Origin of the sequence: Neoroseomonas lacus, from assembly GCF_014644535.1 — a bacterium.
GTDB classification, from domain to species: Bacteria; Pseudomonadota; Alphaproteobacteria; order Acetobacterales; family Acetobacteraceae; genus Neoroseomonas; species Neoroseomonas lacus.
The window spans coordinates 248,217-274,064 of sequence record NZ_BMKW01000009.1 but is presented as its reverse complement, the minus strand read 5'-3'; the positions used below and the strand labels follow the sequence as shown (position 1 = coordinate 274,064).

25 protein-coding genes and 1 pseudogene are annotated in these 25,848 nt (G+C 71.2%); 15 read left to right on the top strand and 11 right to left on the bottom strand.

The window, feature by feature from the left end; translation table 11 throughout:
• Positions 1-283: 283 nt before the first annotated feature.
• Positions 284-475, bottom strand: a pseudogene (locus IEY36_RS31400) (hypothetical protein); the annotation flags it as partial.
• A 7-nt stretch (positions 476-482) separates the two neighbouring features.
• Between IEY36_RS31400 and IEY36_RS31395 the strand changes: the two are divergent.
• Positions 483-836, top strand: coding sequence for a hypothetical protein (locus tag IEY36_RS31395; protein WP_373290337.1), 354 nt, complete (start codon positions 483-485; stop codon positions 834-836).
• Here the strand turns inward: IEY36_RS31395 and IEY36_RS31125 are convergent.
• A complete protein-coding gene (locus IEY36_RS31125; RefSeq protein WP_268238153.1) occupies positions 822-947 on the bottom strand; it encodes a tetratricopeptide repeat protein in 126 nt (41 codons plus the stop codon). The genes IEY36_RS31395 and IEY36_RS31125 overlap by 15 nt on opposite strands.
• A gap of 331 nt (positions 948-1,278) precedes the next feature.
• Between IEY36_RS31125 and IEY36_RS19110 the strand changes: the two genes are divergently transcribed.
• The 3 genes from IEY36_RS19110 to IEY36_RS19100 are packed head-to-tail and all read left to right on the top strand — an operon-like array spanning position 1,279 to position 5,164.
• Positions 1,279-2,322 (top strand): AbrB family transcriptional regulator, encoded by a 1,044-nt coding sequence (locus IEY36_RS19110; RefSeq protein ID WP_188969665.1) that lies wholly within the window; start codon positions 1,279-1,281, stop codon positions 2,320-2,322.
• On the top strand, positions 2,319-3,863 hold the full coding sequence (locus IEY36_RS19105) for an amidase (RefSeq protein ID WP_188969663.1): 1,545 nt from the start codon (positions 2,319-2,321) through the stop codon (positions 3,861-3,863). The genes IEY36_RS19110 and IEY36_RS19105 overlap by 4 nt, the downstream gene beginning before the upstream one ends.
• 14 nt (positions 3,864-3,877) lie before the next feature.
• On the top strand, positions 3,878-5,164 hold the full coding sequence (locus IEY36_RS19100; RefSeq protein WP_188969661.1) for an amidase: 1,287 nt from the start codon (positions 3,878-3,880) through the stop codon (positions 5,162-5,164).
• Positions 5,165-5,236: 72 nt separating this feature from the next.
• Here the strand turns inward: IEY36_RS19100 and IEY36_RS19095 are convergent, their stop codons facing one another.
• Complete coding sequence (locus IEY36_RS19095) at positions 5,237-6,271, bottom strand: MerR family transcriptional regulator (RefSeq protein WP_188969658.1); 1,035 nt, start codon at positions 6,269-6,271, stop codon at positions 5,237-5,239.
• 316 nt (positions 6,272-6,587) lie between these two features.
• On the opposite strand from IEY36_RS19095, the gene IEY36_RS19090 reads away from it, so the two are divergent.
• The 4 genes from IEY36_RS19090 to IEY36_RS19075 all read left to right on the top strand — a co-directional run bounded on the left by IEY36_RS19090 (position 6,588) and on the right by IEY36_RS19075 (position 11,373).
• Entirely contained in the window at positions 6,588-7,814 is a 1,227-nt protein-coding gene (locus IEY36_RS19090; RefSeq protein WP_188969656.1) for an MFS transporter, read from the top strand.
• A gap of 70 nt (positions 7,815-7,884) precedes the next feature.
• A complete protein-coding gene (locus IEY36_RS19085; RefSeq protein WP_188969654.1) occupies positions 7,885-8,973 on the top strand; it encodes a TRAP transporter substrate-binding protein in 1,089 nt (362 codons plus the stop codon).
• Between the two features lie 11 nt (positions 8,974-8,984).
• A complete protein-coding gene (locus tag IEY36_RS19080) occupies positions 8,985-10,553 on the top strand; it encodes a glycosyltransferase family 39 protein (protein ID WP_188969652.1) in 1,569 nt (522 codons plus the stop codon).
• 16 nt (positions 10,554-10,569) lie between these two features.
• Entirely contained in the window at positions 10,570-11,373 is an 804-nt protein-coding gene (locus tag IEY36_RS19075; protein ID WP_188969650.1) for an undecaprenyl-diphosphate phosphatase, read from the top strand.
• A gap of 41 nt (positions 11,374-11,414) precedes the next feature.
• Here the strand turns inward: IEY36_RS19075 and IEY36_RS19070 are convergent, their stop codons facing one another.
• Both IEY36_RS19070 and IEY36_RS19065 read right to left on the bottom strand, forming a co-directional pair.
• Entirely contained in the window at positions 11,415-12,068 is a 654-nt protein-coding gene (locus IEY36_RS19070; RefSeq protein ID WP_188969648.1) for a DUF4893 domain-containing protein, read from the bottom strand.
• A 225-nt stretch (positions 12,069-12,293) separates the two neighbouring features.
• Complete coding sequence (locus IEY36_RS19065) at positions 12,294-12,563, bottom strand: hypothetical protein (protein ID WP_188969646.1); 270 nt, start codon at positions 12,561-12,563, stop codon at positions 12,294-12,296.
• A 456-nt stretch (positions 12,564-13,019) separates the two neighbouring features.
• On the opposite strand from IEY36_RS19065, the gene phbB reads away from it, so the two are divergent.
• Genes phbB through IEY36_RS19050 form a run of 3 tightly spaced genes read left to right on the top strand, consistent with a single transcriptional unit; the run spans position 13,020 to position 15,056 of the window.
• Positions 13,020-13,742 carry an acetoacetyl-CoA reductase gene (phbB, locus tag IEY36_RS19060; RefSeq protein ID WP_188969644.1) on the top strand — a complete coding sequence of 241 codons (723 nt, stop codon included), beginning with the start codon at positions 13,020-13,022 and terminating at the stop codon, positions 13,740-13,742.
• Between the two features lie 45 nt (positions 13,743-13,787).
• Positions 13,788-14,363: a YciI family protein gene (locus tag IEY36_RS19055; RefSeq protein WP_188969642.1), complete on the top strand. Its 576-nt coding sequence runs from the start codon at positions 13,788-13,790 to the stop codon at positions 14,361-14,363.
• 54 nt (positions 14,364-14,417) lie between these two features.
• Positions 14,418-15,056, top strand: coding sequence for a YciI family protein (locus IEY36_RS19050; protein WP_229681429.1), 639 nt, complete (start codon positions 14,418-14,420; stop codon positions 15,054-15,056).
• Positions 15,057-15,156: 100 nt separating this feature from the next.
• Here the strand turns inward: IEY36_RS19050 and IEY36_RS19045 are convergent, their stop codons facing one another.
• The 3 genes from IEY36_RS19045 to IEY36_RS19035 form a co-directional block, all read right to left on the bottom strand.
• A complete protein-coding gene (locus IEY36_RS19045; protein WP_188969640.1) occupies positions 15,157-16,179 on the bottom strand; it encodes a helix-turn-helix domain-containing protein in 1,023 nt (340 codons plus the stop codon).
• A 122-nt stretch (positions 16,180-16,301) separates the two neighbouring features.
• Positions 16,302-16,925 (bottom strand): DedA family protein, encoded by a 624-nt coding sequence (locus tag IEY36_RS19040; RefSeq protein WP_188969638.1) that lies wholly within the window; start codon positions 16,923-16,925, stop codon positions 16,302-16,304.
• Positions 16,926-18,614: an ArnT family glycosyltransferase gene (locus IEY36_RS19035; protein ID WP_188969636.1), complete on the bottom strand. Its 1,689-nt coding sequence runs from the start codon at positions 18,612-18,614 to the stop codon at positions 16,926-16,928.
• Positions 18,615-18,651: 37 nt separating this feature from the next.
• Here IEY36_RS19035 and IEY36_RS19030 point away from each other — a divergent pair, with 37 nt between their 5' ends.
• Positions 18,652-19,971: an RsmB/NOP family class I SAM-dependent RNA methyltransferase gene (locus IEY36_RS19030; RefSeq protein ID WP_188969634.1), complete on the top strand. Its 1,320-nt coding sequence runs from the start codon at positions 18,652-18,654 to the stop codon at positions 19,969-19,971.
• Positions 19,972-20,358: 387 nt separating this feature from the next.
• Here the strand turns inward: IEY36_RS19030 and IEY36_RS19025 are convergent, their stop codons facing one another.
• The 3 genes from IEY36_RS19025 to IEY36_RS19015 form a co-directional block, all read right to left on the bottom strand.
• Positions 20,359-20,541, bottom strand: coding sequence for a hypothetical protein (locus IEY36_RS19025; protein ID WP_188969632.1), 183 nt, complete (start codon positions 20,539-20,541; stop codon positions 20,359-20,361).
• A 190-nt stretch (positions 20,542-20,731) separates the two neighbouring features.
• On the bottom strand, positions 20,732-21,355 hold the full coding sequence (locus tag IEY36_RS19020) for a DUF2459 domain-containing protein (protein ID WP_188969630.1): 624 nt from the start codon (positions 21,353-21,355) through the stop codon (positions 20,732-20,734).
• Positions 21,356-21,503: 148 nt separating this feature from the next.
• Entirely contained in the window at positions 21,504-22,487 is a 984-nt protein-coding gene (locus tag IEY36_RS19015) for a Bug family tripartite tricarboxylate transporter substrate binding protein (RefSeq protein ID WP_188969628.1), read from the bottom strand.
• 114 nt (positions 22,488-22,601) lie between these two features.
• On the opposite strand from IEY36_RS19015, the gene IEY36_RS19010 reads away from it, so the two are divergent.
• The 3 genes from IEY36_RS19010 to IEY36_RS19000 all read left to right on the top strand — a co-directional run bounded on the left by IEY36_RS19010 (position 22,602) and on the right by IEY36_RS19000 (position 25,846).
• A complete protein-coding gene (locus IEY36_RS19010; RefSeq protein WP_188969626.1) occupies positions 22,602-23,072 on the top strand; it encodes an Lrp/AsnC family transcriptional regulator in 471 nt (156 codons plus the stop codon).
• A 456-nt stretch (positions 23,073-23,528) separates the two neighbouring features.
• On the top strand, positions 23,529-24,188 hold the full coding sequence (gene rpe, locus IEY36_RS19005; protein ID WP_188969624.1) for a ribulose-phosphate 3-epimerase: 660 nt from the start codon (positions 23,529-23,531) through the stop codon (positions 24,186-24,188).
• A complete protein-coding gene (locus IEY36_RS19000; protein WP_188969622.1) occupies positions 24,185-25,846 on the top strand; it encodes a heparinase II/III family protein in 1,662 nt (553 codons plus the stop codon). Before rpe ends, IEY36_RS19000 begins: the two co-directional genes overlap by 4 nt.
• The last annotated feature ends 2 nt before the right edge of the window (positions 25,847-25,848 follow it).

The window sequence follows — 25,848 nt, the reverse complement described above, 5'->3', positions numbered from 1 at the left end:
TCCCGCTGCCCGTCATGGTCGCGCGAGACCCAGTCCGCACCGTAGGCGATGGAGAAGGTGCCCAGCAGCACATGCTGGTTCTCCCAGCGCAGCGCGATGAGCGGCGACCAGCCGTAGTTCTGCTGCCATTAGCCGCTGGCGGTGGCGACGAAGCGCACGCGCAATTCGCCTTCATAGCGCTTCCAGGCGAACCAGGTGAGCGAGGCGGTGATGCCGGTCTCGAGGTCGCTTTCGGATTGTAGTAGGGCGTGCCCTGCTCGCTGTTCTGCATCGCATAGGCATAGGGTTGCAGGTCGAGTTTCCAGTCCGGCAGGTTCATCTCCCGTTCCTGCCAGCCGAGGAATCCGATGAGCCGGATGTTGTCGTCGAAGAAGCGCATGACGCGGAAGGACGCGCCGGCCTCGCGAAAATCGGAGGCGCGCCAGACGATGCCCGCCCCAGCGGCATCGGCCGGGTTCCAGCAATGCCAGCGCATCGAAGGGGTGGCCGGCATCGAGCAGGGCGTCGATGCGCGGCAGGATCGAGGGTGGCGCGGGCGGGCGGGCGATCTCGGCGACGACCTGGGCGATGCGCGGGCTGCCGGGGTCGATGGCCTCGGCCTCGGCGAGGGTGGTGCGGGCGGCGGCGGCCTCAGCCAAGGCGAGGCCGAGGCCGAGGCCGAGGCGCGTTTCGGTGCCGGTCTTGCCGGCCGCGATGGCGCGGCGATACAGCACGACGGCGCGCGCCGCCTGACCGCTGTGCCGCGCGGAAACCGCAGCGGCGGCGATGGAGTAGGCCGGCGGGTCGCGCAAGGTGGTGAAGCGCGCCAGCGCCTGCCGATCCTACCCGGCCCATGACAGCACGACGACGAGATCGGCCAGCGCGCCGGCGTCGCCTGGCGCCGTGGCAAGGGCGGCTTCGAGCAGGAGGCGGGCTTCCGCCGTTTGGCCGGCGCGCGCTGCCGCCACGCCGGCGGCGCGCAGGGCCGCGGCATCCTGTTGCCCGCGCCGGCGGCGCCGCGAGCAGCGCGAGGGCGAGAACGAATCCCGCCATGGCCCGCGCGGCGCGGCGCGGTGGCGGCGTGGGGCCTGGCTGCAGGATGGCCGTCTCTAGGCTCGGTTGCCGGCGGGACTGGCCACCCCTTCACGCCAAGCATGGCGGCAATTCGCTACCATCCCCTTAGTGGCGCGGGACTTGCGTGCGAGGATCGTTCGGGTACCCAGGATCGCCCTCGCGATGACCGACCAAGGAGCACGCCAGCATTCGCCAGCCCCTGGAGACTGACCTGGGCGGCCCGTCGTGACCGCCACCCAGGCCCTGCGCCTGCTGTTCGGTGCCGTCATCGGCGGCGTGGGCGGCACAATATTCTGGCTGCTTCACCTGCCATTGCCCTGGCTGATTGGCGCGCTGGTCGCGGTGGCCGGCGCGCGCCTCGCCGGGCTGCCGGCCGATGCCAACCCGAAGATGCGCAACTTCTTCCTCGGCATCATCGGCATCGCGCTGGGTTCCTATTTCACGCCGGCCACCGCGGCGGTGCTCGCTGCCAAGGCAGGGCTGCTGCTGCTGGCGGCCTTCGTGACGCTGGCGATCGGCGCGGCACTCGCCCCGCTGCTCGCGAAACGGGCGCGGGTGGACATGGCGACGGCGTGGTTCGCCTCGATCCCCGGCGGCGTCGCAGACATGGCGATGCTCGCCGAAGGCTATGGCGGAAGGCCCGCACCGGTCGCGCTGGCGCAATTGCTGCGCGTCTGTTCCGTCGTCATCCTGGTGCCCAACATCTTCGCGTTGCTGGGGCTGCGGGGGGACATGCCGCAGCTCTCCTTCATCCTGCCCTTCCTGCCGCTGATCCTGGCGATGCAGGTCGCGGGTGGCCTGGTGGCGGGGTGGCTGCTGGTTTGGGGCGGGGTGCGGGCAGGATGGATGCTCGGGCCGCTCTCGGTGACGGCGGCGCTGACCGCCTCGGGCGTCGTGCTGTCGGGCGTGCCGCCGTGGCTGTCTTCCCTGGCGCAGGTGATGCTGGGGACCAGCCTCGGCGCCGCTTTCGGGCGCGAGACGATCCGTCCGCTGCGCCGCTTCCTGCCCTATGCGGTGATGCAGGTGGTGCAGCTGATGGCCGCCTGCGCGGTCGCCGCCATCGTGCTCGCCTGGGCGTTCGGCGAACCGGTGGGCGCGATGCTGCTCGGCACCGCACCTGGCGGCGTGGCGGAGATGAGCCTGACCGGCAAGGTGCTCGGCCTCGATGTTGCATTGATCGTCACGCTGCACGTCACCCGCATCTTCCTGGTGACCGTGCTGACGCCGCCCGCTTTCCGCCTGCTGCATGCGAGGAAGAAATCCGAATGAGCGACGACCCCTGCTTCCTCTCCGCCGCCGAGGCGGGGCGGCGCATCGCTACGCGGCGCCTCTCATCGGTCGATCATGTGCATGCGATCTTCGACCGGATCGACGCGATCGACGGGCGCGTGCGCGCCTACATCACGCCGTTGCGCGACCACGCCATGGCCGCCGCGCGACGCGCCGAAGCCGAGATCGCCACCGGGCTGTGGCGCGGCCCGCTGCATGGCGTCGGCTTCGCGGTGAAGGACAATTATTTCACCGCCGGCATCCGCACCACCGGCGGCTCGCGGCTGATGCTGGACTTCGTGCCCGATGCCTCCGCGCATATCATCGCGCGGCTGGAGGCGGCGGGCGCCATCCTGCTCGGCAAGCTGAACACCTGGGAATACGGCACCGGGACGGGCGCGGTGCATCACGACCTGCCGTTCCCGGTGGCGCGCAACCCGTGGGACCTCGACCGCTTCACCGGTGGCTCCTCGACCGGGTCGGGCGCGGCAGTGGCGGCGGGGATCGCGCCCTTCGCGCTCGGGTCGGATACCGGCGGGTCGATCCGCCTGCCGGCGGCGGCGAATGGGTTGCAGGGGCTGAAGGCGACCTATGGGCGCACCAGTCGCGCGGGCGTGCTGCCCAATTGCTGGTCGCTCGACGTCACCGGCGCGCTGTGCTGGACGGCGGAAGACAGCGCCCTGGTGCTGAACGTCGTCGCCGGGCATGACCCAGGGGATGCGGGTTCCAGCACGCTGCCGGTGCCGGATTATCGTGACGGGCTGCGCGCGGGCGTGGCGAGCATGACGGTCGGCATCGTCACCGGCCTGCCGGACAGCGAGATCACGCCCGCCATCGCCGCCGGCGTCGAGGCGACGGCGCGGCTGCTGGAATCGCGTGGGGCGCGGCTGATGGAGATCCCGCTGCCCGCACCGCTCGCGCATTACCGGCGCGCGGCGGGGATCATCAACCCGGCCGATTCCTACTCGATCCACGAGGCGGATTTCGTCGAGCGCGCCGGGATGATGGGCCAGGCGCTGCGCGACAAATTGACCACGGGCTCGATGATCCGCGCCGGCGACGTGATTGCCGCGCATCGCCTGCGGCGGCATCTCGCCCGCGCCACCGATGCGCTGTTCGGGCTGTGCGATCTGCTGCTGCTGCCGGGGGCGTATCGCACCGCGCCGCGCTTCGATGACCCGGCCGCGGTCATCGCCTTCACGCGTGAGGGTGCGATGAATATTGCCAGCCTGTCGGGCCATCCGGCGATGTCGGTGCCGTGTGGCTTCGATGCCGATGGCCTGCCGCTCAACGTGCAGGTGATGGGGCCGTATTTCGGCGAGGGCCGCGTGTTGCGCGCGGCGCAGGTGATCGAGGACGGACTCGGCGAGCGCGACCGTCGCCCGACGCTGCGTGGCGGCGACCTGCCGCTGGCGCCGACGCCGCCTGTGGATCGCGCAGCGCGGGAAGCGGAGCTGGCCCAGGCGCTCGCCACCGCGGCGGCCGAATTGCCGCGCCTCGACAACAAATTCGCCGAACCCGCCGGCGTGTTCCGGCCCTGACGAGGATGAGCCCGATGGAACCCTGGCAACTCACCGCCGCCGCGGCCGCCGCGAAGCTGCAGGATGGCTCGCTGACGGCCGAGGCGCTGACGCGCTCCTGCCTCGAACGCTGCGCCGAACGCGAGCCGATCACCAAGGCCCTCGTCTTTCTCGATGCCGAGTTGGCCATCCGCAATGCGCGCCGCGTGGACAAGGCTTACGCGAAGGGCGTGCTGCACGGGCTGCCGCTCGGCGTGAAGGACATGATCGACACCGCCGACATGCCGACCACCCACAACTCGCCGCTCTATGCCGGGTTGCAGCAGGGGCGCGACGCGGCCTGCGTGGGCGTCGCGCGGGGCGAGGGCGCGGTGGTATTCGGCAAGACCGATACGGTGGAATTCGCCGCCGCCGGCAGGCGCGCGCTGACGCGCAACCCGCATGACGTGACGCGCACGCCGGGTGGTTCCTCCTCCGGTTCCGCCGCCGCCGTCGCGGAGGGGATGGTGCCGATCGCCTTCGGCACGCAGACCGGCGGCAGCACTATCCGTCCCGCGTCATTCTGCGGCGTCTATGCGATGAAGCCGACACATGGCGTGGTGAACAGCGAGGGCGCGAAGCGGTATTCGCACACGCTCGACACCATCGGCTGGTATGGGCGCTCGCCGGCCGACCTGCACTTGGTCGCACGCGCCTTCCGGCTGTTCGGCACCGAGGCGCCGGTCGCGAAGAGCGTGGGCGGGCTGCGCATTGGGCTGTGTCGTGGGCCGCATTGGAATATTGCCGCGCCGGAATCGCAGGAGGCGGTGCTGACCGCGGCCAAGCGCCTGGAAGCTGCCGGCGCGGTGGTCGAGGACATGGTGTTGCCAGATGCCTTCGACGAGATCTCCCGCGCGCATCACATCGTGCTGCACGGCGAAGGGCGCGGGGCGTTCCTGCAGGAATTCCTCGCCGCGCCCGGCCTGCTGCACCAGGACTTCCACGACCGCGCGCTGAACAAGGAAGGCATCACGCCGCGCGACATGGTCTGGGCCTATGACCACGCCGCCGCCTGCCGCCGGTTGTTCGACGCGGTCTTTCCTGGCTACGACGCGGTGCTGACGCCGGCCGCCGCGGGCGAGGCGCCGGTCGGGCGACAGGATACCGGCAACCCGATCTTCAACAGCATGTGGACGCTGCTGCACGTGCCCTGCATCGGCATCCCTTGCATCACCGGGCCGAACGGCGTGCCGGTGGGGGTGCAGATCATCGGGCCGCGCATGGGCGACGCCGCGCTGCTGGATGTGGCGGCGGCGGTGGCGCCGGTGGTGGACGCGGCATAGCACGGCCGATGGGCGCGGGTGGCGCCCTTCGCCTTATCATGCCCGAGGACGCGTCGCCTGGTGCCGTTGGCATCAGGCCGCCGGGGGTCGCATCGCGACCACGCCTTCCGTGCGCGCCCGCACCTCCGGTGAGGCCAGGCAGGTGGCGACGGCCTCATGGCCCGGCGCGCCGAGATAGGGCGCGACACGGCTCGGCGGGCTGTGATTGGCCGGGCAGAGGATGATCGCCTCATCCGCGCCGACGGCGCCGAGGTCGAGGATGGCGCTCGACCGCGTCAGCAGGAACAGCGGGCGGGTCCCCGGCGGCCGGGCGCGCAGATGGGCGATCAGTGCTTCCTGGCTCGCCTGGTCCAGCCCCTGTTCGACCATGTCGACCACCAAGGCCGTCGGGCCACTGGCTTCCAGCCCGGCGACCAGCGCGACGAGCGCCGGGGAGCGGGTGGCGCCATCCTCGACCAGCCAGGCCAGCGCCCCATCGACCCGCGCGTGCAAGGCCGGGTCGGCGGCAAGGTGGGCCTGGTCCGCGGCGGCGCCGTCGGCCAGTCGGTCAAGGCCGAGAAAGGCCGCGCCGGGCAGGCTCTCGGCGAGACGATGGGCGAGCCGCGTCTTGCCGCTGCCCAGTGGGCCGATGATGTAGGTCAGCGCCGGGATGTCGCGCAGTTCGAAGCGCTCGCCACCCCAGGGCCAGGGCAGGTCGAAGGCGACGTCCGGGCCGGACCCGGCCTCGAGCAGCCGCGCGAGGTCGGCGGCGGCGGGCGCCGCGCCGCGGGCGAGGTCGGCGCGCAGGGTGCGGACCCTGTCCAGCGTGCCGGCCAGGTGGTGGAGGCGATCCTCCAGCGTCGCCTGGTGGGCGGCCAGTGCAGGCGCCAGGGCCTGCGCATCGCCATCCAACACCTGCGCGACCTGGGCGAGGCTGAGGCCGAGGGCGCGCAGGGCGACGATCTCGCCGGCGCGAGCCACCTCGGCGGGACCGTAGGCGCGCCAGCCGGAGCCGGTGCGGACCGGCGACACCAGGCCGCGCTGCTCATAGAGCCGTAGTGCCTTGATGGAGACGCCGAGGCGCCGCGCGGCCTCGGCGGGGGTCAGGTAAGGGGCGGAAGACGTCACGAAACACCTCGCTGGTTGTCAGCCGCAGGATTTATCGGGGCGGCCCCAGGGATCGGGTCAAGCATGCAATCGCGATGGCCATGACGCGATCACCCGGCCCCATCATGCGGGCCGGCGCAACGCGGCCGAAAGGAATCTGCCACCCGCCCCGAAGCCCATGAATGGCATTCCAAAGTGCCCGGCACTTTGGCGGGGTGGCTTGGAGGGGCGGCGCCCCTCCAACCTTCGGCCTGCCCGCCCGCCGCATCCCCCCCGCGCCCGTGACGCATGGACTCTCCGCTCGACGTGCCTGCTGCGGCGGGCGACCATTCGGCCCATGAAAACGCAACTCGGTCCCAGCCTGCCGCTGCTGCTCGGCGTGGCGGTGATGCTCTCCCTTGCCATGGGGCTGCGGCAGAGCCTGGGGCTGTTCATGGCCCCGGCGACGCAGGATATCGGCATCGCGGTGGCGCAGTTCACCCTAGCGATCGCGGTGCAAAATCTCGGCTGGGGGCTGTTGCAGCCTTTCGCTGGGGCGGCGGCGTCGCGCTGGGGGTTCCGTCCGGTGTTGGTGACGGGCGTGCTGTGCTACCTCGCCGGGCTGGCAGTGATGGCCAGCGCCCATGGCGCCTTCGCGCTGATGATCGGGGCCGGGGTGCTGATCGGTATTGCCCTTGCCTGCACCGGCAGCGGCATGGCGCTGGCCGTCGCGGCACGGCCGGTGCCGGCGGCATTGCGCTCCACGGTGCTCGGCATGGTCTCGGCGGCGGGGTCGGTCGGCGCGCTGCTGGCGGCGCCGATCGGGCAGGTTCTGGCCGAGGGCTGGGGCTGGCGGGCCGGGGTCTGGGGCTTCCTGGTGCTGGGGCTGGCGATGGTGCCGGCGGCCTGGGTCGCGGGGCGGGTGGACCGCGTGCCGATCCCGCCACTGGCACCGGGCGAGACGCCGCGCATGGGAGTGGCGCTGCGCCGTGCGGCGCAGCACCCACCCTTCCTGGTGATGACGGCGGCCTATTTCGTCTGCGGGCTGCAGTTGGTGTTCCTGACCACGCACCTGCCCTCCTACCTCGCGCTGTGTGGGCAGGACCCGATGCTCTCGGCCAAGGCGCTGGGGATGATCGGCGGGTTCAACGTGCTGGGCTCGCTGTTCTTCGGCTGGGCCGGCGGGCGGTGGAACAAGGGGGCACTGCTCGGCGGCATCTACCTGGTGCGGTCACTGGTGCTGGGGCTGTATTTCACCTGGGCGCCGTCCGAAGCCTCGACGCTGGTCTTCGCCGCCATCATGGGCTTCCTGTGGCTTGGCGTGGCGCCGCTGGTCTCGGGGCTGGTGGTCGAGATGTTCGGCCTGCGGTTCCAGGCGATGATCCAGGGTCTTGCCTTCATGTCGCACCAGTTCGGCTCGTTCCTCGGCGCCTTCGGCGGCGGGGTGCTGTTCGATTTGAACGGGGACTACGTGCTGGCCTGGAAACTGGGCGTCGGCATGGGGCTGGCGGCGGGCGCGGTGCAGGTGGCCTATGCGCTGCGCGGCGCCAGGCCGCCGGCGGCCGAACGGCCCGCCCCGGCGTGATGCTTTCCCACCCGCCCGCAATCCCTTATGGGACGGGCGTATCGCCACCCTGCGGGAGGAACCTGGTCACATGAATCGTCGAGCCCTGATGGGGGCCGCGGCCGCCGCCGCCCCCGTAGCCCTGGCTGTCCCCGCGCTGGCGCAGACCGACATGCCGGAGGTGCGTTGGCGCCTCACCTCCTCCTTCCCGCGCAACCTTGATGTGCTGTTCGGCACCGCCGAGGGCATCGCGCGCCGCGTGGGCGAGCTGACCGGCGGCAAGTTCCGCATCCAGGCCTTCCCCGGCGGCGAGATCGCCCCGCCGCTCGCCGCCCTCGATTCCGTGCAGTCCGGCGCGGTCGAATGCGCGCATACGGCGTCGTATTACTACGTCGGCAAGGATCCGAGCTTCGCCTTCTTCACCGCCGTGCCTTTCGGGATGAAGTCGCGCCAGTTCACCGCCTGGTGGCGGCTTGGCGGCGGCAAGGAGCTCGGGGCGGAGCTGTTCAGTGACTACAACTGCGTTGCCTTCACCGCTGGCGACACCGGCGCGCAGATGGGCGGCTGGTTCCGCAACGAGGTTCCGACCCTCGCCGCGCTGCAGGGGCTGAAATTCCGCATCGCCGGCTTCGCGGGGCAGGTGTTCCAGCGCCTCGGGGCCGCGCCGACGCAGGTGGCCGCGGCGGACATCTATCCATCGCTCGAACGCGGCACGCTGGATGCGGTAGAATTCGTCGGGCCGCATGACGACGAGAAGCTCGGCTTCGTACGGGTGGCGAAATACTACTACGCGCCGGGTTTCTGGGAGCCGGGCGCGCGGCTTCACCTGCTGGTCAACAAGACCGCCTATGCGGCGTTGCCGGACGTGTACAAGGCCGCCATCGAGACCGCCTGCAACGAGCAGGATTCGGAAATGCTGGCGCGATATGACCACCTCAACCCGATCGCGCTGCGTCGCCTGGTCGCCGCCGGGGCGCAGTTGCGCTTCTGGCCGCGCGAGGTAATGCAGGCGGCGTGGAACGCGTCGAACGAGGTCTATGCCGAGACCGCGGCGCGCAACCCGCGCTTCAAGAAGATCCTCGATGCCTACATCCCGTATCGCAACGAGCAGTTCCAGTGGTTCCGCGTGTCGGAGAATTCCTTCGACAACTTCGCGTTTCCGGCGGCGGCGGCGCGCTGACGCAACGGGCCATGGCTGGGCGGGGCGGGGCCCTTGCAGGTCTCGCCCTTGCCTTGGCCGCGGCGGCGGCCCTGCGCCTGCCCGCACTCGGCGGCTGGAGCCTCTGGGCCGATGAGGTCGCGACGGCGGGCCTCGCGTCGCTGTCCTGGGCGGAGCTGACCGGCACGCTGCCCTGGCTCGAGACGACGCCGCCGGTCTATTATTTACTCATCAAGGGCTGGACGGCGCTGGCGGGGGACAGCGACGCGGCGCTACGGGTGCCCTCGGCGCTCGCGGGCATCGCCTCGGTGGCGGCGCTGGGGCTGCTGTGCCGCGATGCCTTTGGGCGCCGGGCCGCCTTCTGGGCAGCGCTGGTGCTCGCCGTCACCGGATGGCACTTGTTCCATTCCCGGGAGGCGCGGGTCTACGCGATCCTGACGCTGGTTTTCCTGCTCGCCCTGCTGGCTGGGCGCGGCTTCGCGGCACGCGCCGTGCGGCCCGGCGGCAGCTGGGTGTGGTCGGCGCTCGGCTTGGCGATCATCAGCGTGCTCGCGGCCTGGCTGCATTTCGCGGGGATGATCGCGGCGGCGACGGCCTACCTCTATGTCCTGCTGTTGATGCTGGGCCGGCGAAGCCTCGATCCCCGCGCGATGGGCCGGTTCCTCGTGGCCGGCATGGCGGCCGCGCTGCTGGTGCTGCCCGTCCTGTGGCTCGCCTGGGTGCTGACCTCGACGGATGAGTATGACGGGATGGCCTGGCTCGGGGGCTTGGGCTACCGCTTCGCCGCCGTCAGCCTGTCCCGGGTGGTGTTGCTGGCGCCGCCGGTGCTCGACCCATGGCCCGTGCTCGGCCCGGCCTGCGCCGCCGTGGCGGCATTGCTGGTGGCGGTCCTGGCCTGGCGGAGCCTGCGTGCCGGATCGCGCACGGCCGAACGCATGGCCTGGGCCGGGGCACTGCTGGGTGGGATGGCACTGTTCCTCCTCGCCCAGGCGGTCGGGCCGATCGTGCTGCCGCGCACCCTGCAGCTGCTGGTGCCACTGGTCGCAGGTCTGATGGGCCTCGGCATCGCCGGGATGCGGCCGGGCGTCCTGCGGGTCGGCCTGTTCCTGGCCTTCGTGGTAAGCCAGGCGCCCGGGCTGCATGATATTTTCCGCACCCCGCCGGATGGCTCCGACTGGCGCGACTTGGCCGCACGTCTGGCAGCCGCGCCGCGCGATGGCAGCGTGGTGATCGCCCTGGACGCCTTCGACGCGCTGGCATTCGACCGTTACCGCGCGCCGGGAGGGCCGGTCGCCGATCTCGTGCTGCTGCCGGCCGAAGGGCCGGAGCTTCAGCGGTTCGCCACGGCGCGCCTGACATCCGCCACACCCGTCGCGCCGGAGGCCCTGCTCGCGACACTTTGCGGTGGCGCCATGGCCGGGTCCGGGCTGCTGGTGGTCGAACGACTCAGCCCGCTGCTGGACGAGGCGCGCCGAATCCTTGACACCGCCTTGCGCCCGGCCGGGGCGCAGCCGGGCGCTGCAAGCGGCAGCCGAAGCCTCCGGCTGCGGCCCTGGACACCACCTGCCTGCCCGGCGCGGCCTTCCGCCGCCCGTCCGTGAAGCCCTGGAGCATCCGATGGATTTCGCCTCCCTGTTCTCCGCCCTGTTCATGGGCATCGTCGAAGGCCTGACCGAGTTCCTGCCGATCTCCTCGACCGGCCATCTGATCCTGATGGGCGAGTTGATCGGGTTCGAGGGGCCGCCAGGCAAGGCCTTCGAGATATCGATCCAGCTCGGCGCCATCCTCGCCGTGGTGGTGATCTATCGCGAGTTGATCGTCTCGTTGCTGCGGGAGATGTGGCGGCCGGGGCTTGCACGCTTCTACGTCGTCAATCTGGTGCTCGCCTTCCTGCCGGCGGCGGTGATCGGCGCACTGCTGCACAAGACAATTACCGAGTTGCTGTTCAACCCCTGGGTGGTCGCCACCGCGCTGATCCTGGGCGGCGTCGCCATCATCGTCATCGAGCGCAAACGGCCTGCACCGACCATCCATTCAGTGCCGGAGATCGGGCCGCTCGCCGCGCTGCTGGTCGGCTTCGGCCAGGCGCTGGCGATGATCCCGGGGACGTCGCGCTCGGGCGCCACGATCATCACCGCGCTGCTGATCGGGGTAGAGCGGCGCACGGCGGCGGAATTCTCCTTCGTGCTGGCGATCCCGACGATGTTCGCGGCGACCTTCTACTCGCTGTTCAAGGCGCGGCACGAGATCGACTTCTCCGCCTTCGGGCAGATCAGCGTCGGCTTCGTCGCGGCCTTCATCGTCGCCTTCTTCACGGTGCGCGCGGTGCTGGCGGTGATCGGGCGGATCGGCTTCACGCCGTTCGGCTGGTACCGGATCGGGCTCGGGCTGGTGGTGATGGCGGTGCTGGCGCTGCGCTGAACGGGGCGTCCTGTCCCCGGGCGGGGCCGGCGCGCCCACATTCAGCGCGTCGCCACCAATTCCATCACCTCCAGGATCGCGCCGTTCGACGGATGCGGAAACACCAACCGCCAGCGATCCGGGCCGACGCGCTCGACCGCGGCGATTCGGTCCCGCGCAGCATCGGCGCCATAGGCGGGAAAGCCTGCCTCATTACCAAGCGCTTCGGTGCCGATCAGCACCGATCGGGTGGGCGTGCCGGGCAGGATCACGCCCGCGGTACGCTGCGACCCGTTGATCTTCTCGAAGATGGTGGCGCCGCCCTCGATGCGGACGCGGCAGCGGAACGGCGGATAGGCGATGAAGGCCGGCGTGTCCGGAACGGTCGTGCCGAGCCGCAGCGACCGGCAGCGGTAGTTGCCGGCGGTCGGTTGGGCGCCCTCGCCGCCGGGGCGTGAATCGAGCAGCGCGCCGGCGGCGGCGACGGAAGGCGCGTGGCCACCGCCGCGCACGCTTTCAAGCGCCTCGGCCCAGGCGTCACCGAGCGCATCGAGCCGCACGACATCGCGCGGCTGCGCCTGCCTACGCCAATCGGCACCGGGCACCGCGCGTCCGATGGCCGCGGCGCTTTCGCCCGCCTGGGCCGCCGCATCGTCGGCGGCGCCGAGCAAGCCGAGCGCGACGAGGGCCGCGAAGGGACGGAAGGTACTGATCATGCGCATGCGCCTCCTGCGGCGCGACCGATGGGTTGCGATGGTGGCATCCTGACCGGCTCGCGGCGGATCGCACCATGAAACCGCACAGGGCCTGTCGCCGCGCGTCGCGTCACCATGGCAGAGGTGCCGGCAGACGCATGCGCGCATGCGACCCCGGCCCACCATCCAGGAACTGGTCGCAGTGCCAAGCGTCGCGGACCGGAGCCGCATGGTTCGAGCCGTCCCTCAGGCAGCGAGCTGCGCCTCGACGCCGCCGAGCAGTTCCATCACCCCGAAGACCTGGCCGAGATTGCCGGCCACTAGATGCACCATGCCGGCGGGCATCGCCTCGAGCGTGATCTCGACGCGCATCGCATCGCCCTCGCGGCGCGCCTGGATGTGGTCGGGCACCAAGTCGCGCTTGGCGAGCGGTTGCAGCAGACGTGACAGCAGGCCGGGCGAGGCCTCCGCCAGCACGAGGAATCGTACGGCAACGGGACGATGAGGGTCGGACATGGGAGGAAAGGCTTTCGGCAGCGGCGGAGGCGGGTGGAGGGACCAATCGACCGAAGGCGCGCCCACCCGGGGCGCGGACCTTAAGCGGTCGTGCCGATAATTCGCCCTGCGATGCGCCGATGCACTGCCATGGCACAAAACCTAGCAGCGCGATGCCGGCCACGCCAGGGTTCGCTGCGGCATTCGGCGCGCCGTCGCGGGAAAGCAAGATATGATCGCGTTGCGGCGGCGCGGTGACGCAGCCTTGCCGCGGGAAACCATGCCTCGGTTCGTTTCTGTCGAGACGAACGCAGATGCAGCAAGACGACCCACCGTATCCCCCGCATCGCAATTCCGCGGATGGCACGCTTTTACTGCTGGCGTCGGTTGCTCGGGCGGGTTTTGATCGGCATCAAGGACCACCCTCCGGACCCGGCCAATACACAGGCGGGCGGAACGCTCACAGGGAGAGAGATCATGTCACGCGTCGCACTCGTCACCGGAGGTCAGCGCGGCATCGGCGCCGCCATCAGCGAAGCCCTGCAGGCGGCCGGCCGCAAGGTCGTCGCCTCCTATGCCGGCAACGATGCGGCCGCGAAGGCCTTCACCGATCGCACCGGCATCCCGTGCTACAAATTTGACGTCGCCGACTATGACGCCTGCGCCGAGGCGCTGAAGAAGATCGAGGCCGAGGTCGGCCAAGTCGAGGTGCTGGTCAACAATGCCGGCATCACCCGCGACGGCACCATGAAGCGCATGAACCGCGAGATGTGGGACGCGGTGATCGATACCAACCTCGGCTCCTGCTACAACATGTGCAAGCTGGTGTGGGACGGCATGTCGGCGAAGAAGTTCGGCCGCATCGTCAATATCGGCTCGATCAATGGCCAGGCGGGGCAGTATGGCCAGGTGAACTACGCCGCCGCGAAGTCGGGCATCCACGGCTTCACCAAGGCGCTGGCGCTGGAAGGCGCGCGCGGGCAGATCACGGTGAACGCCATCGCGCCGGGCTATGTCGATACCGAGATGGTGCGCGCGGTGCCGCCCGACGTGCTCGAGAAGATCATCGCGCGCATCCCGCGCGGCCGGCTCGGCACCGCCTATGACATCGCCCGCGGCGTGGTCTTCCTGACCGCCGACGATGCCGACTTCATCACCGGCTCGACGCTGTCGATCAACGGCGGCCAGCACATGTACTGAGCCGTCCGCGGGGGTGGCCGCGTGCCGCTCCCGCGACCGCCTCCCATGGCCTATGCGATCATCGCCTTCGACGGGCCGGACCCGTCCCGCCGCGCCGCGGCGCGCGAGCGGCACATCGCCTCGATCGTGGTGATGGCGCGCGAGGGCACGCTACTGCTCGGCCTGCCGTTGCACGGCGCCGAGGGGCGATCGCTCGGGTCGCTCATGGTCATCGATGCGCAGGACCAGGGCGGCGTCGACGCCTATCTGGCGCGCGAGCCCTTCGCGACCGGTGGCGTTTGGCAGGACATCGCCTGCCGGAAGCTGCGCATCCCCACCCTGCCGTGGCGCCCCTGGCCGGCGGCGGCGGCGCCGATGCCGCCGGGGCGCGGCCACAGCATCGTCATCGCCGCCGGCGCGACCGACCTCGCGCGCCTCGCGCCCATGGCGGAGGCGGGTGGGCTGATCTTCGCCGCCGAGACGCTCGACACGCCCGGCGCCATCCTGGTCACCACCCATCGGGACGACGCCGCGGCGCGCGCCTGGCTGGCCGGGGAGCCCGTGCTGCGGCACGCCACCGTCGCGCTGCACGCAACGCTGTTCCGCCCGCTGGCCTATCGCCCGCTGCCCGGCATGGGCTGACGCGCCGGCGCGGCCGTGGCAGGCTGCGGCAACATCGCAAGGGCAGGAGACATTATGGGCTACGCCATCATCGCCTGGGACGGGCCAGACCCCGCCCGCCGCGCGGCCGCACGCGACAAGCATCTCTCGATCCTCACGCGCTGGGCGCAGGATGGGCGGCTGGCGCTGGGCGTGCCGCTGTTCTCGCCAGCGTGGCAGCCGGTCGGCTCGCTGATGGTGCTGAACGTACCGGACAAGGCCGGCCTCGACGCCTATCTGGCGGAAGAACCCTTCGCCGTGGACGGCGTCTGGGACAAATGGGAAGTGCACCCCTTCCGCATCGCGCCGCTGCCCTATCGCCCGCTGCCGCAGCCGGGCGAGCCGGTCTCCCCCACCCGCACCCACACCGTGACCGTGGCGCTGGACGGCACCGATGCCGGCGCGGCCGAGCGGCGCGCGGCGGTGCGGCCGACGCATCTCGCCCGCGTCACCAGCATGGCGGCGGATGGCACGCTGACCATGGGCGGCGCGATCGTGGACGAGGCGGGCGCCATGCGCGGGTCAATCGTGGTGACGCGCCACGCGACCGATGCGGAGGCACGCGCCTGGATCGATGCCGACCCCTATGTGACGGGCGGGGTCTGGCAGGACATCACGATGCATGGGACGCGTTTCGCGCCACTGCCGTACAGGGCGCTGCCGGGCAGCGGCTGACGACAGGCGGAAGAAGGTCGAAAGGCACCGCCCCTCGAACACCCCGCCAGGAAACTCAGTTTCCTGGACCTTCGGGCGATTTTCGTGAAATCGGCGGGTATCAGAAGGCGCGCAGGCAGGCGCTCAGGCTGGCGAGTTCCGCCTGCATCTGCGGCCTCCACGCCGCCGGCAGCGGCACCCCGCAGCGCGAGGCAGCCCGTACGTCGCTCGGCGTCGCGCCGAATTCGCGGCGGAAGGTACGGCTGAAGGTCGACGGTTCGTAGAAGCCACAGGATTCGGCGATGGCGGCGATCGAGCGGTCATCGGCCGGGTTCGACAGCGCGGCATGGATCGCCCGCAACCGATGGCCCTGGATGTATCGGATCACGCCACCTTCGCCTTCAAGCAACCGATACAGTTGCGACCGCGACATGCCGACATCGCGGCACAGCGAGGCCGGCGTCAGCGTCGCCGAATGCAGGCGGCGGCGGATCGCTTGGCGCACCCGTTCGAGCCGGGTCAGGTCCACCTGCGTCGCGGCCTGCGCGGCGCGCGCGGCGCTTGGCGCGATGCAGGCGGCCACCATGGCCTGGACCGCATCGCCGAGATTGGCCAGGTCGTCCGCCACCAACCCGGGCACGGCGCGTTCCAGCAGGCGAAGATAGTCGGCGAGCAACTGCCCGAGCCCACCTTCGATCACCTGGCCACGCACCCTGTCGAGTTCCGGCGCGAGGGCGGCGAAGCGGTCGCGCGGGAGGTAGAGATGCAGCCGGTCATCGGCCTCGCGCCGGCTTTCGACCGGGTCCCCGAGCGAGATCAGGAAAGGCGCGGTGGCGGGCACCAGCAGGTCGCGGTCGCCCAGGGTGATGTGGGATTCGACCGTCCCGATCGCGAACACCCAATGGTCGGTCGGGTCGCGGCGGACATGGTGGGCACCGCGCAGCGAATGCAGCTTCGGCGCGCGGACACGGCTGAGGATGGCGCCACCGGCCGACCAGGTGGTGCTCTCCGCCTCGAAGGGCAGCTCGGCTTCGTCACTGTCCCAGTTCAGGTCGAATACCGGGTTGAACCAGGCGCGCCAGGCATCGCGCTGCTGGCGGCTGGGCAAATCCCTCGTCGAGAAGACATGAGATGACACGGTCATGCGCGTTCTGCCCCTGGCCGTACGTCAAGGCTGGCGCCCCGACCGCCGACGGCGTGAACCGGCTGTCGGACGGCCACTAACGCCAGCCGCGGCCCCCGCGCGTCAAGCGGGAAAGTCTCAGGTCAGCCCTGCTGGCGGCGGCGCCGGCGCGACCGGCGGAAGGCGAAGGTGAGATGCGCGGCATAGCCGCCCACCGCCACGCCGACGACGACCCAGGCGAGCGGTTCCACCCAATGCTCGACCTTGTCGTAGTGCTCCTCGAGGAAATACCCCGCCAGGGCGAGAAAGGTCAGCCACACCGCCGAGCCCAGCGCGGTCCAGAGATAGAACACGCTGCGCGGGATCTCGACCATGCCGGCGGGCACCGAGATCAGCGTCCGCACGCCGGGGAACATGCGGCCAATGCAGATGGCGAAAGGCCCCCAGCGCTTCAGCATGCTGGTGGCGCGGTCGAGGTCTTCCTCCTCCACCGCGAACCATTTGCCGAAGCGGACGACCAGCGGGCGGAAGCGTTCCACGCCAAGCCAGCGGCCGAGCTCATACCAGAACAGGTTGCCCGCCAGCGTGCCGGCCACCGCGAAGACGATCAGCCAGACCAGCGACATCTGCCCGCGTGCCGCGGCGAAGCCGGAGGCGGCCATGATCAGTTCGGACGGGATGGGCGGGAACAGGTTCTCCAGCACCATTAGGGCGAACACGCCCCACAGGCCGCCGGCGGCGACCATTTCCGTGACCCACTGGAACATTCAATCCACCTTGAAGAGCGACATGGCGACCCAACGGCCCCGGACGTAGTTCAGCCCGGTGACGGTGCCGAGTTCGCGCACCGCCAAGCCGCGTTCCGCCGCCGCGCGCCGGAAGGCTGCTTCCTGCCTGTCATTCACGGCGGCAATACGGCCGGGCGCCTCGGCAAGGAAGGCCGCCGCCGCGGCGCCGTCCCGCAGCAGGCGGATATCGCCGCCCATGGCGAATTGCAGCGAGGGTTCATGGTGGCCGACCACGCCGAAGTCGCGCGCCGTCAGGCCGGGGGCGACGGCGGCCACCTGGGCGGCGAGGCGCGGCGACAGCCACACCGCCTGCAGGCGCGGGATGACGCCTTCCAGAACGCTGGCATAGACCGGCACCGCCAGGATCGCGGCGGCCAGCGCGGCGCGGCCCCATTGGGCGCGGCGGGCCATGCGCAGCAGCGCCCAGGTCATGGCGATGCCGGCGATCAGCCCGATGATGGCGAAGAGGTCGATCCGCTCTTCCACGCGGAACACCGCGACCCCCGCCACCAGCGGCAGCCCGATCGCCACCCCGCCCAGCGCCAGGTTGGCGAGCCAGTCGACCCAGCGCGGCGGTGCGACGCGCAGCGGGTCCATCGCCCAGCGGGCGCCGAGCAGCATCAGCGCCGGAAAGGCCGGCAGGGTGTAGTGCGGCAGCTTGGTCGCCACCGCCTCGAACAGCAGCCAGGTCGGCACGGCCCAGGCGAGCAGGAAGCGCACCGGCGCCTGCATGCGGTCCGCCCAGGACCCCGGCAGGGCGCGCAGCACGACCCAGGCGGCGGGGAAGGCGGTGATGCCGAAGATCGCGGCATACATCCCCGGCGGGCCCCAATGGGCTTCCTCGCCCGAACTGACCTTGCCGAGCATGTCGCCGCCGACTGCCTCGGCGAAGAAACGGCCCTCGGTGGCGATGCCGATGGCGACGAACCAGGGGGCGGCGCAGAGCACCATCAGCGGGATGCCCCAGCCGGCGCGCAGCGACCACTGCCAGGGGGCGGAGGGCTTCCACCAGGGCGAGCCGGCTGGCCGGTCCATCGCCGCCAGGGTCAGGCCCGCCAGCAGCGGCACGATCGGCGCGATCGGGCCCTTGAGCAGGATGCCGAGGCCGAGCACCGCCCAGAAGGTGGCGGCCTGGCGCGGCGTGAAGCCGTTCGGCGTGAGGTAGGCCTTGCCCATCAGCCCCATGGCGATGGTGATGGTCGCCAGCAAGGCAGCGTCGGTCTTGGCGATGTGCGTCTCGACCAGCAGCACCATGCAGGGCGCGAGCATCGCCGCGGCGATGAAGGCCGCCCGTCGCCCGACCAGGGAACGCCCGAGCAGGCAGGTCGCCAGCACGGCGATGATGCCGCCGATCAGGGATGGCAGGCGATAGGCCCAGATCTGCCCGCGCGCCGGGATGCCGACCGCTTCCAGCGCATGCACCGTGGCAGCCTGCGCCCAGTGGATGCCGGCGGGCTTTTTGTTGCGCTCGACCTCGCCCAGGCGGATGCGGACGTAGTCGCCCGATTCCACCATCTGGCGGCTGGCCTGGGCGAAGCGAGATTCGTCGCGGTCCCCGGCCGGGATGGTGAAGAAGCCCGGCAGCCAGAGCAGCAGGCACAACAGCAGCAGCCACGGCACCGGCCGTCGCGTCTCGGGCAGCCGGTCAAGGAAGGCAGCAGGGCGCATCGCGCCGGGCGTCTAGCACGCAACGCCCGAGGGTGCCATGAAGCCTCGGCGCTGCCCCCGCACCCCCGCCGGGGGGCACACGCCCCCGGACCCCGCAGGCACCTTGGCACCACTTTCTGGACTTCCGACCCGCAAGGCCGCGCGCGACCTGCTCGACGCGACGCTGGAACAGCGCAAGCCGCTCGAGGATGCGCTGGAGCACCTGTCGAAGCGGCTGGACCCGCGCGACCGCGCCGCGGCGCATCGCATCGCCGCCATGGTGTTGCGGCGGCTGAGCAGCATCGACGAGGTGCTCGCCCCCTTCCTGCGCAAGGAGCCGCCGCCGCCGGCGCGGCACGCGCTGCGCATCGGCGCGGCGGAATTGTTGTTGCTCGATACGCCGCCCCACGCCGCTGTCGCCACCGCCGTGGCCCTGGCGCCGAAGGCCTTTGCCGGGCTGGTGAATGCCGTGCTGCGCAAGGTCGCGACCGAGGGGGCGGCGGTGCTGGAGGGGCTGGATGCGGCGCGGCTCGACACGCCGCAATGGCTGTGGTCAGCCTGGCATGCGGCCTATGGGCCGGCGGTGCGGGCGATGGCGGAGGCGCATCACGGGCCGGCGCCGCTCGACCTGACCCCTGCCCCGGGCGCCGCCCCGCCCGAGGGGGCAGAAGTGCTCCCCACGGGCTCCTGGCGCTTTGCCGCGGGCACGCGGGTGACCGACCTGCCGGGCTTCGCCGAGGGACGGTTCTGGGTGCAGGACGCCGCCGCCGCGCTGCCGGCGCTGCTGCTGGCGCCGCGCCCCGGCGAGCGCATCGCCGATCTGTGTGCCGCACCGGGTGGCAAGACGGCGCAACTCGCCGCCGCCGGGGCCGAGGTGACGGCGGTGGAGCGCGATGCCAACCGCGTCGCCCGCCTGGCGGAGAATCTGGCGCGGTTGCGGCTGCCGGTGGAGATCGTCCGCGCCGATGCGGCGACCTGGACACCGGCGGCATCGTTCGACGCCATCCTGCTGGATGCGCCCTGCACGGCGACGGGGACCATTCGTCGCCACCCGGACGTTGCCCACGCCAAGCGGCCGCGCGACGTGCAGGCGGCGGCCGAGGCGCAGGCGAGGCTGCTCAAGGCCGCTGGCGGGATGCTGAAGCCGGGGGGGCGGATTATCTTCGCGACCTGCTCGCTGCAACCGGAGGAAGGCGAGGCGCATCTGGGCCGCGCCGGGGCGCTCGGGCTGGTGCATGACCCGATCGGGCCGGGCGAATTGCCGGGGCTGCCGGAGGCGATCACGCCGCAGGGCTGCCTGCGGACGCGGCCGGATTTCTGGGGCGAACGCGGCGGGATGGACGGATTTTTTGCGGCCAGGTTCCGCAAGGCCGGGTAGGGCGGCGCCAGGGTGGTGGTGCCGCGCGGCAGCCGTGGAGAGGGCTTCGTCGCCTCTGTCCGGCCCCCCCACCAAAGGCCCGAGGGCCTCTGGAAACCTCAACCTGGCGCCCGGCGCGGCCGCCTGTCGTTGCGATATCGGGTCATCTTGGGCGTGAGGGCGAGTCTTGGTACCAACACTCGGAGGGAGTCCAAGCGTGGCTCAGGATAAGATATTGATATCGCTCATTTTAAGATTTTAAGGTTTTAGGATTTTATCGGCCTTGGGCGTCCGGCGTTCCTGGGCGCGTCACGCCCGACAGTGTCATGAACATATCAGGAACAATCGTCAAATTCCAGGAACAACGGTCAGCGCGGGCGGCTGCCCGTTTGTCGGGCCGTGCCCGCATCAATGCGACGTCTTCTGCCCCTCCACCAGGCGCAGCCGCCGTCGCCGGGGCGCGGCCTTGGTGGCGCGCCGCGGCGGCGGTGGCGCGTCCGGCTGCGCGACGGCGCGCAGGGGCGGCAACGGCGGCATGTCCGGCTGGCGGAGCAGTGCGGTGCGCAGCAGCAGATCGCGGCGAATGGACATCAACTCGGGTTCCGTGGGCGATTCGTGGTCGGGAGGGTGTTCAACCCGCCAATCAGGGCAAATGAAGGTCTTCACGGCGAATGATCCGTGACATTCCACACAGGGACCACCTGCCCGGCCATCCCCGTACCGGGGCGCCATGGTTGAAGGCACCGCAAACTTCGCAACCCACCCCTGCAAGGGCGGGCAATCAACCCGCCGTGGCCTGGCGCGTTGCCTCTGTCCGCACAGCCCGCATGGATTCGCCACGGAAGCGGATGCCGGCGACCGGCACCGGCAGGCCGGCTGCGGCAAGGCCGGCCATCACCCAGGTGTTGCAGGTGAAGTCCAGGCTGTAGCGTCGGCTGGAGGCGAGCAGCAGCCAGGCGCCACCCGGCGGTGCCGCGGGCGGCGGACCGTCGAGCTGCGCCAGGATGAAGGCCTGGATGGCCGCGAGGCCGCCTTCCGGCACGCGCAGCGCCACCGATTCCTCTGCGCCGGGCGGCGGCAGCGGCCCAGGCACGGCGCGCGCCACAACGACGGCGGGGCCGCCGGCCATGGCCGCCAATGCCTCGCCCGAGCCGGGCCGCGCGGCCCGCATCCAGGCTTCGAGGCCGAAACCGAAGGCGAAGGCCGCCGCGGCGGGGGCATGCCGGCCGAGGGGCGCGAGCGGCCCCGTGGCGACCGATGCGGCCGGCAGGCAGAGGTCGGTGTGCCAGGATTCGGCCGCGACCAGCACCGCTTCGCGCGACAGCGGCGCCAGGTCCGGCCGCGGGCCTGCCGTGGCGCAGGCAGCCAGTACGGTGGAGGAGAGCACGGCGCGCCGGGGCAGCATGGCGCCCATTGATCATGGGCCGTCGGCCCCGGTCCAGCCTGCCGGGTGCGGCATCGGGCCGCGCCCCGCCAGACCGGCCTCGCCGAAGCCCGCCACGGGGTGGCGTGGCGAGGCCAAGGGTCGGCGCCGTCTGGTCGGGACCGGACACCTATTCCGACCGGGCGCCGGTGCTGCGCACCACCGCGGGCCAGCGCTCCGCCTCGGCACGCACCAGAGCGGCGAAGCGGTCCGGGCCGTTGGCGGTGACGGTAAAGCCCTGCCGAGCCAGATCCCCGGCCACCTCCGGCAGCGCCAGGATGGCGGCGAATTCGGCGGTCAGGCGGTCGGTCGCCGCCTGCGGCGTGCCCGCCGGGGCCAGGATGCCCTGCCAGGTCACCACATCGAAGCCCGGCAAGGCCGTCTCAGCCACGGTCGGCACGTCGGGGATGGCAGGGGAACGCTCGGCCCCGGTCACCGCTAGCGCGCGCAGGCGGCCACCCCGGATGTGCTCGATGGCGGCGGGCAGGGTGACGAACAGCGACTCGACATGGCCGGCGACCAGGTCGATCACGGCCGGGCCGCCGCCGCGATACGGCACATGGGTGAAGCGGACATCCGCCTGCTGCGCGAACACCGCGCCGGCCAGGTGGCCGATCGACCCATTGCCCTGCGAGGCGACGGTCAGCCGGCCTTCCTGCTCCTTGGCCCAGTCGATGAAGGAGGCGACGTCCGTGACCGGGGAGCGCGGGTTGACGACCAGTACCTGCGGGGCGCGCACCGCCTCGATGATCGGGGTGAAGTCGCGCACCGGGTCGAACCCGACGCGCGGATAGAGCGACGGGTTGATGGTCAGCGGATCGGAACCGACCAGCAGAGTGAGGCCGTCGGGCCGTGCGCGGGCGACCAGTTCGAAGGCGAGGTTGCTGCCCGCGCCAGGGTGGTTGTCTGCCACCACCGGCTGGCCAAGACGCGGCGCGAGGTGCCGCGCCAGCACGCGGCCCAGGATGTCGAGGCTGCCGCCAGGCGACACCGGGATGATGATCCGCAGCGGCCGGTCAGGCGACCAGGGCTGCTCCTGCGCCAAGGCTTGGCGCGGCGACAGCCCGGCGGTGCCGAGCAAGGCGGATCGGAGGAGGAGGTCGCGGCGGATCATGGCGGGAGGCCCCGGAAAGGTCATTGGGGGATACGTTTCTCCAAACGCCTGATAATCTTGCAATAGAAAGATTTTTCACCTACTGGACACCGCAAATCAGCCAAGGACTTGCCTGTGAGCCGCCGTTTTGAGCCCGACGACACCGACCGCGCGATCCTCCGCCTGATCCAGCGTGATGCGGCCCTTTCGCTGGCCGATATCGCCAAGGAGGTCGGCCTCACTCCCACCCCCTGCTGGAAACGCATCCGGCGGATGGAACAGGAAGGGGTGATCACCGGCCGCGTCGTGCTGCTGGACCCGGAGAAGGTCGGCCTCGGCGTCTCCGTCTTCGTCGCGATCGAGACCGGCGACCATTCGGCGCCGTGGATCGAGACCTTCGCCGCGACCGTCGGCAAGATGCCCGAGATCGTGGAATGCTGGCGGCTGGGCGGGGATGTCGACTACCTGCTGCGGGTGGTGGTGCCGGACATGCAGGCCTTCGACACCTTCTATCGCCGGCTGACGGCGCAGGTTCCGGCGCTGCGCAAGGTGACCTCGCGGTTCGCGATGGAGCGGGTGAAATCGACGACGGCGCTGCCGATCTGATCCTTGACCCGCTGACGGCCTGGGTTTGCGCGGTGGGACGGGGGGAGCCGGAGAGGGCTTTGCCCCCTCCGGACCACCCCTACCAAAGGCCTAAGGGCCTCTGGACACCTGTATTTGGTGTTGCGCATCGTGGGGGTCTCGTGTCGGCAGGAGGCCTGCCCTGCCCGCTGCCACGAATCCTTCTGGGCATTGGGCGCGACGCGACTTTCTCGTCTCGGCACACATGCCGGGCCATGCGCCAAAGGAAGGTGTCCAGAGGCCCTTAGGCCTTTGGCGGGGTGAGGTTCGGAGAGGGGCAGCGCCCCTCTCCGGGCCCCAAGCGCCATGAGTTCCTTGCCGATCGGGCGCGCCGTTCCATGCGACGGCCTATATGCCGCCGCCCCGCCAGGCCTTTTCGCGCAAGGGGCGACTCGACCTGAGTTGTCCGCGCGCAACGCTCGCGGCTACAAGTGATTCGTGCCCGCGCCGCTGATCGCCCCCTCGCTCCTCGCCGCCGACTTCGCCCGCCTGGGCGAGGAGGTGGACGCCATCGCCGCCGCCGGCGCCGATTGGCTGCATCTCGACATCATGGATGGGCATTTCGTGCCCAACATCTCGTTCGGGCCGGTTGTCGTGAGAGCCTTGCGCAAACGCAGCGCGATGCCGTTCGACGTGCATCTGATGATCGCGCCGGCCGACCCGTATCTGGCCGCCTTCGCGGAGGCGGGTGCCGACCTCATTTCCCTGCACCCCGAGGCCGGGCCGCATCTGCATCGTTCGCTGCAGACCATTCGCGCGCTCGGCAAGAAGGCCGGCGTGGTGCTGAACCCGGGCACACCGGTCGAGGCCGTGGCCCAGGTGCTGGACCTCACCGACCTGATCCTGGTGATGTCGGTGAACCCCGGCTTCGGCGGGCAGTCCTTCATCGACAGCCAATTGACCAAGATCGCCACACTGCGGCGGATGATCGACGCCACGGGGCGGCCGATCCACCTCCAGGTTGATGGCGGGGTGACGGCGAAGACCGCGCGGCCCTGCATCGAGGCGGGCGCCGATGTGCTGGTCGCCGGCACGGCGGTGTTCGGGCAGGCCGATTATGGCGCCGCGATCGCCGCCATCCGCGGGGCCGCCCCATGATCGGCATCGTGCGCGGGTTCCGGCAGAAGCTGTCGCGGCTGAAGCCGGTCCGCGTGCCCGATGCCCCGGCGCGGGCCTTCCGCGACCTCTGGCCCGGCGACCCGGCGCGCGGCGCCCGGCTGCTGCGCGGCGAATTCGAGACGCTGGGCACCGCGCGCCCGCTGCGCCCCGGCCTGCCGGGGACCGAGGGCTGGGACAGCGCCTCGGGCACCGCCGCCTGGCGCGCGGCCGCGCACGGCTTTGCCTGGATGCGTGACCTGCGGGCGCTGGGGACCGATGCGGCGCGGCTGCATGCCCGCACCATGACCGACGATTGGCTGGCGCGCGGCGCCGACGAGGCGGTGGCCGATGCGCCGGAAGTGATCGGCGCGCGGCTGTCAGCCTGGCTCGGCCATTGGGATTTCTTCGCCGCCACCGCCGAGGACGCCTTCCGCCGCGCGGTGATGACGCGCATGGCGCAGGATGCGCGCGACCTGTCCGCCGCCCTGCCGGCCGAGGCCGAGCACCGTGGCGCGCTGGCCGCGCTGAAGGGGGCGATGGCGGCGGCGATCGCCTTGCAGGAGGATGCCTACCTCCAGCGTGCCGCCCGCTTCCTGCCGGCCGAGATCGAACGCCAGTTCCACCCCGATGGCGGGCATGTGGAACGCTCACCCTCGATGCAGTTGCTGGCGTTGCAGGACCTGATCGAGATCCGCAACCTGCTGCATGGCGCGGGGATGGAACCGCCGCCGCATCTGGCCGCCGTGCTGGACCGTGCGGCGCCGGCGCTGCGGCTGTTCCGCCATGGCGATGGCGGGCTCGCGCTGTTCAACGGCACGCGGGATGAAGGCTCGGCGCTGCTCGACCTGGTGCTGACGCAGGGGCAGGCGCGCGGGCGGGCGCCGCTCGACCTGCCGGAAACCGGGTTCCAGCGGTTGCAGGCCGGGCGGACGCTGATCATCGCGGATACGGGCGCGCCGCCCGCCGCGCGCGCCGCGACCGGGTCCGAGGGGGGGCTGCCGGCCGGGGCTGACCGATTCGCCCATGCCGGGACGTTGGCCTTCGAGATGTCGGTCGGGCGCGACCGGATGATCGTCAATTGCGGCGCGGCGCCGGCCGCCGAGGAAGCCTGGCGCGACGCGCTGCGCGCCACCGCGGCGCATTCGACGTTGGTGCTGTCGGACACCAATTCATCGGAGCTGCGCCCCGAGGGGCTGGGCCGGCGACCGGAACAGGTCGAGACGGCGCGGCATGAATCCTCCGGCGCGCAATGGCTGGAAGCGAGCCATGATGGCTGGCGTCGGGCCTTCAATGCAGTGCATCGGCGGCGGCTGTATCTCGCCGAATCAGGCGACGATCTGCGCGGCGAGGACATGATCGAGATCCCGGGCGATGGGCCGGTGCCGGGGTTTTCGGTGCGTTTCCATCTGCATCCCGGCGTCGCCGCCTCCCTGTTGCAGGATGAGAGCGCGGCGCTGCTGCGGCTGCCTTCCGGCGTGGGGTGGAAGATCCGCGCCAAGGGTGGGCGCGTGGCGCTGGAGGAAAGCGTCTATCTGGGCGGCGAGCCGCGGCGGTCCTCGCAGGTCGTGCTGCTGGCCGATGAGGGCGAGACCTCGGTGCAATGGGCGATCACCCGCGTCTCCATGCCCGCGCCAGGCACGACAGCGGCCATTGAATAACG